Below are 4,176 nucleotides of genomic sequence, written 5' to 3' on the forward strand. Positions count from 1 at the left end.
AAGAAAACGAACATTCAAGACCAAACGAGGCGTTTTAAAACGAATCTATCGCAGAGATCTCATTTGGAATGACAATCGCAAAAAGGATTTTGAAAATCAACAAAGTTTTTGAAAGAGTCAATTATGACATTGCAGAAAAAATTACAGATAAATATTGTCATGACTAATTACTACCAAAGAAGCGGTAACTATTCATCCACCTATGATTATATCTTTTTGGATAATTTGGCAAGCAGTTCATACGCTAATCTTTTCAGAAGTGATTTGAAAAACCTGAAGATCAAAACCACTAACGGTACTGAATGTCAAGTATTATACATTCCAGCTTATGGATCACAAGGTGCAGCGATACTTGCAAGAGTTCCTGTTGGTCAGATTTCTCAAACCACAAAGCTACTCTTGGACGTCCATGATACAGGAACAACCTTCTCAAGCACTTTATCAACCGGCAGTGAAGTGCTGATGTTTGATGCAAATTCTGATACATACTCACAATTTTTCATGAACTACTCAGGTTTAAGCACAAATAATGACTCAACAGATGGAGGTCATTTTCTTAGAGCCAGATTTGTTCCTAACCTTGAAGGAACCTCTCCAACTGATTTGTTTACCACATTTGCCTCAGGTCAACCATTAGCCAACAATCGTGTTGTTGTAGCCAGATTCAAATATATTAACGGTAATGTTTTTGTTAATGATAATGCAACATATCATGGTTCAACCATTGGAGGCATCATGATGCAAATTGATGGAACTCTCTCACCTGATGAGTCTAATGTAAAAGCTACTGTCAACTATTGGGGTGGAGAAAAAGATTATTGTATGTTCACTGGTGCTAAGACTTTAGTATTGGCAAGTTCATTTGACGTGTACAATCAGGGAAGTGATGAAGAGGGAAACTGGAAACAATATCATTTTCATGACCGTGTGGGAACAGGAACGTCAAATATATCAGATTATCTTGAAGGATTCAGCAGAAATAATCCAACTAAAATTTATCAATCCAATTATGCTGAAATTGAAATCTCTCCAACATTGTATGCTACAACTGATTTTGAAGATTTCAATTATGTTGATTTGAAATGGCTGATGGTATTTCCATCACCATTATTCGCAGCTAATGGAATTCCTCAAGTAACAGTAACCAAAAGAGATAAAACAGGCATTCGCTTATATAAAGGAAATCACGAATATACCAAAGCTTACAAAGGCTCCACGTTAATGTGGGATGCTAATGATGAGGACATGGACGATACTGGACTTCACATTCCAGATAAAATAATTAACCATAACTGGGATTGGGTGTTTTAAAATGATTATTGATTATGATGTAAATTCAACAATTGGGCATGGCCGTGGATATCCAACAGGCCTTGGACATACAGAGAAAATGGACGTAATAGCTTGTCTTTTAGATGAGGGCGAAAGGACATACGTTAATGATGAACATACGGCTTGGATTTGTTCCAATCAATGTGCAGTCGGAGACATGGTAACTTTAGATATGTCTTCAACAATGGAACATACTATTGTTAGAAAAGCTCAGGCAGGTGAACTGGCCTTCGGTTATCTTTTAGGTAAAGTCCAAGTCAAGACTTCGGGATTAACATTAGTTGCTGTGGCCGTATTAGGAGATGTTTTCAGATTGAAACTCAAAAGGCCAGTGGCTGAAGACATATTGCCGAATATAAGAATCTACATTGACAGTGACGGTGAATGCAATCCGGTTGAAGGCCATGACTTAAGACTGTTGTCAATCGTTAATCTTCAAAATAATGAGGATACTGATTACATTAGAGTTTATCGTCAGATGTCAGAAGTTGAAATGTATCCTGAATCTCAAAACTGTATTGATCTTGGAGATTGTAATTTTGAACAGGACGAAATAACACATGTCGTTAATATGATTGTGCCTTCAGAGTCAAACATCATGGCACAGGCAAATTATGTAAAGGATGCAGACGGTGTCACCTATTGTGAGCTTCCTGATGTAGCTATTGTCAATAACGTCCGTTTCGTATGGGAAGACAACAAACTCTACATGGAATGGGAAGGATGTGATGATGGCAAAGGCGTACATTTTATATAAAATAAATAATAAATAATATAATAAAATATATAATAAAAAATATAATATTATAATGAGGTTTATAACATGACCATAAGGAAACTGGTAGGAACTTTAGAAAACAAAGGCCCGTACATTGACCAATCAACAGGCCACTGGTTTTACTGGAACGGCACTAGATATGTTGATAGTGGCTATCCTTACGCTGTAAAACCCATTATTGAATTTAAAATCGAAAATGGAATATTATATTACTCAATTACTTGGGAGGCACAATGAAATACATAAAATATTTTGAAACAATCGAAGAATACGAATCCTGGATGAAAGTAGAAGAAAACGCTGAAGAAGTATACCAAAGCGAAGAAAAGATTTGTGTTGACGGAATAATTCTCAGCCACACATACAAAGAGGAGGAAATTTAAATGATTTACGAATTCCTGGAGCGAAACAGAAAGGACATTGACATTTTAACTTCATTTCTTGTTACAGCCATTCCAATTGTCATGCTCTATTCAGAAGCATTGGGAATTACTGAAAATACAGTTCCTTACTGCATTCTCATGATAATCTTAGGAATAGCCAGCCATTACGCAAGTAGAATTAGAGGCGAAGGAGATGTTGAAGACACCAAACAAAAAGCTAAAAGAGTATTGGGATTCCCTGAAGAAAAATAAGATTCTTTGGAGGATATTGTTATCATGAACAAAATAATTAAAAAGATTGTCATATGCAACTTTACCAAAACAATTTCAAGTGCCGTTTTAACAGCCGTAGCCATCAACATCATAATGACCAATGCAACAAAGTATGCTTTAATTGAAGGATTATTGCCGTTTACATTAGCTATTGTTATTGTTGGCCTAATCGATTTGTATGAGTATAGATGTGAGCGTGAAGACAAGATTAATTTGGATGAACTGGAAGAGCGAATAGAAAAACTGGAAGGTAATCTTGATGAAAGGTAAGATTCTAATTGCAGTTCCGACATTTGAAAACATAAAACCGCAATGCTTCAAAAGCATTTATGGCCTCACAAATCCTAAAGATTTTAATCTTTATTTCGATTATGTGAAAGGATATGACTGTGCACGTGCAAGAAACGAAATAGCAAAACTGGCAATCAAACATGACTTTGACTATGTGCTGATGGTAGATTCAGATGTTAGTGTTCCAAAGGATGCTCTTGTTAAGCTATTGGAATGTGAAACAGACATTGCTTTAGGATGGTATTTCAAGAAAAGGACAAAAACAGATGAAACAATCATATTTGATTTTGGAAAAGACTTCAATAACAAAAACATGATTTATGGGAAAACCTTGTCTGAGTTAAATGATCCGTTTGAAGTTAAAGGCGGCGGTCTTGGAATCAGCCTCGTTAATGTTAATGTCTTTAGAAAAATGGCATATCCTTATTTCAAGTATGTAATCTATGATAATGACACAATATTGTCTGAAGACTTGTATTTCTGCAGTGAAGCCAGAAAATACGGAATGAATATCAAATGCAACCCAAATGTAAAGGGTGACCACATATACGAAGTGTTAATGTAGGAAAGGTGATGTTAATGTCAAATCAAATAGTTTTATTGGAAGCAAGAAAAGAAGTCACTACATTTCTCCTGGATGATGGGGATATAACATCAAAGGAAGTAGTGACCGAAACCGGCCAGGATATCGGCTATGAATACACTGCCAAACTCTATCCTGAAGATACAGTTACAATTTCTCCAAATTCACAGATAGGAAAAGAAATGGTTAAAAAATACACCGGAGATAATGATGAGGTGCCAATAGGCATAATCGTTAATGAACCTGTAGTTATGGACAATGGCCATAGAAAAGCTAGTGTGTTAGTGTTAGGCCAATTATACAGACTTAAACTGGCAAGCAATGTTAGTGATATTGCACCTGCTGATAAAATAAAATTAGGTGATGCTGGAGCCATCAAATCTGATGAAGGTGAATTTCTAGCACTACATCCAGTAACTGATTCTGATGAATACAATTACGTTAACTGTTTTAAATTAGCCGGTGCAGGAGGTTCCGGTTCTAAAGGTGACACTGGGGATACCGGACCTGCAGGACCTAAAGGAGATACCGGAGCC

At 36.2% G+C, this 4,176-nt stretch carries 8 protein-coding genes; all 8 read left to right on the forward strand.

The window, feature by feature from the left end:
- The first annotated feature begins 123 nt into the window (after nucleotides 1–123).
- Nucleotides 124–1,311, forward strand: a complete 1,188-nt coding sequence (locus UIB65_RS08095; protein ID WP_330040829.1) for a hypothetical protein — start codon at nucleotides 124–126, stop codon at nucleotides 1,309–1,311.
- Between the two features lies 1 nt (nucleotide 1,312).
- Complete coding sequence (locus tag UIB65_RS08100; protein WP_330040830.1) at nucleotides 1,313–2,089, forward strand: hypothetical protein; 777 nt, start codon at nucleotides 1,313–1,315, stop codon at nucleotides 2,087–2,089.
- A 66-nt stretch (nucleotides 2,090–2,155) separates the two neighbouring features.
- Nucleotides 2,156–2,347 carry a hypothetical protein gene (locus tag UIB65_RS08105; protein WP_067040517.1) on the forward strand — a complete coding sequence of 64 codons (192 nt, stop codon included), beginning with the start codon at nucleotides 2,156–2,158 and terminating at the stop codon, nucleotides 2,345–2,347.
- Complete coding sequence (locus tag UIB65_RS08110) at nucleotides 2,344–2,493, forward strand: hypothetical protein (protein ID WP_330040832.1); 150 nt, start codon at nucleotides 2,344–2,346, stop codon at nucleotides 2,491–2,493. The genes UIB65_RS08105 and UIB65_RS08110 overlap by 4 nt, the downstream gene beginning before the upstream one ends.
- Entirely contained in the window at nucleotides 2,494–2,745 is a 252-nt protein-coding gene (locus UIB65_RS08115) for a hypothetical protein (protein WP_330040834.1), read from the forward strand.
- Between the two features lie 24 nt (nucleotides 2,746–2,769).
- Nucleotides 2,770–3,036 (forward strand): hypothetical protein, encoded by a 267-nt coding sequence (locus UIB65_RS08120; protein WP_330040835.1) that lies wholly within the window; start codon nucleotides 2,770–2,772, stop codon nucleotides 3,034–3,036.
- Nucleotides 3,026–3,622, forward strand: coding sequence for a hypothetical protein (locus UIB65_RS08125; protein WP_330040836.1), 597 nt, complete (start codon nucleotides 3,026–3,028; stop codon nucleotides 3,620–3,622). The genes UIB65_RS08120 and UIB65_RS08125 overlap by 11 nt, the downstream gene beginning before the upstream one ends.
- 14 nt (nucleotides 3,623–3,636) lie before the next feature.
- The coding region (locus UIB65_RS08130) for a hypothetical protein (RefSeq protein WP_330040837.1) at nucleotides 3,637–4,176 on the forward strand (540 nt) is incomplete at its 3' end.

This window comes from Methanobrevibacter sp. (assembly GCF_036307625.1).
In the GTDB taxonomy this organism is placed as follows: domain Archaea; phylum Methanobacteriota; class Methanobacteria; order Methanobacteriales; family Methanobacteriaceae; genus Methanocatella.

Bases quoted from the DNA above. Each gene is read 5' to 3' on its own strand.
- UIB65_RS08095 (WP_330040829.1), top strand. From the start codon at position 124: ATGACATTGCAGAAAAAATTACAGATAAATATTGTCATGACTAATTAC.
- UIB65_RS08100 (WP_330040830.1), top strand. From the start codon at position 1,313: ATGATTATTGATTATGATGTAAATTCAACAATTGGGCATGGCCGTGGA.
- UIB65_RS08105 (WP_067040517.1), top strand. From the start codon at position 2,156: ATGACCATAAGGAAACTGGTAGGAACTTTAGAAAACAAAGGCCCGTAC.
- UIB65_RS08110 (WP_330040832.1), top strand. From the start codon at position 2,344: ATGAAATACATAAAATATTTTGAAACAATCGAAGAATACGAATCCTGG.
- UIB65_RS08115 (WP_330040834.1), top strand. From the start codon at position 2,494: ATGATTTACGAATTCCTGGAGCGAAACAGAAAGGACATTGACATTTTA.
- UIB65_RS08120 (WP_330040835.1), top strand. From the start codon at position 2,770: ATGAACAAAATAATTAAAAAGATTGTCATATGCAACTTTACCAAAACA.
- UIB65_RS08125 (WP_330040836.1), top strand. From the start codon at position 3,026: ATGAAAGGTAAGATTCTAATTGCAGTTCCGACATTTGAAAACATAAAA.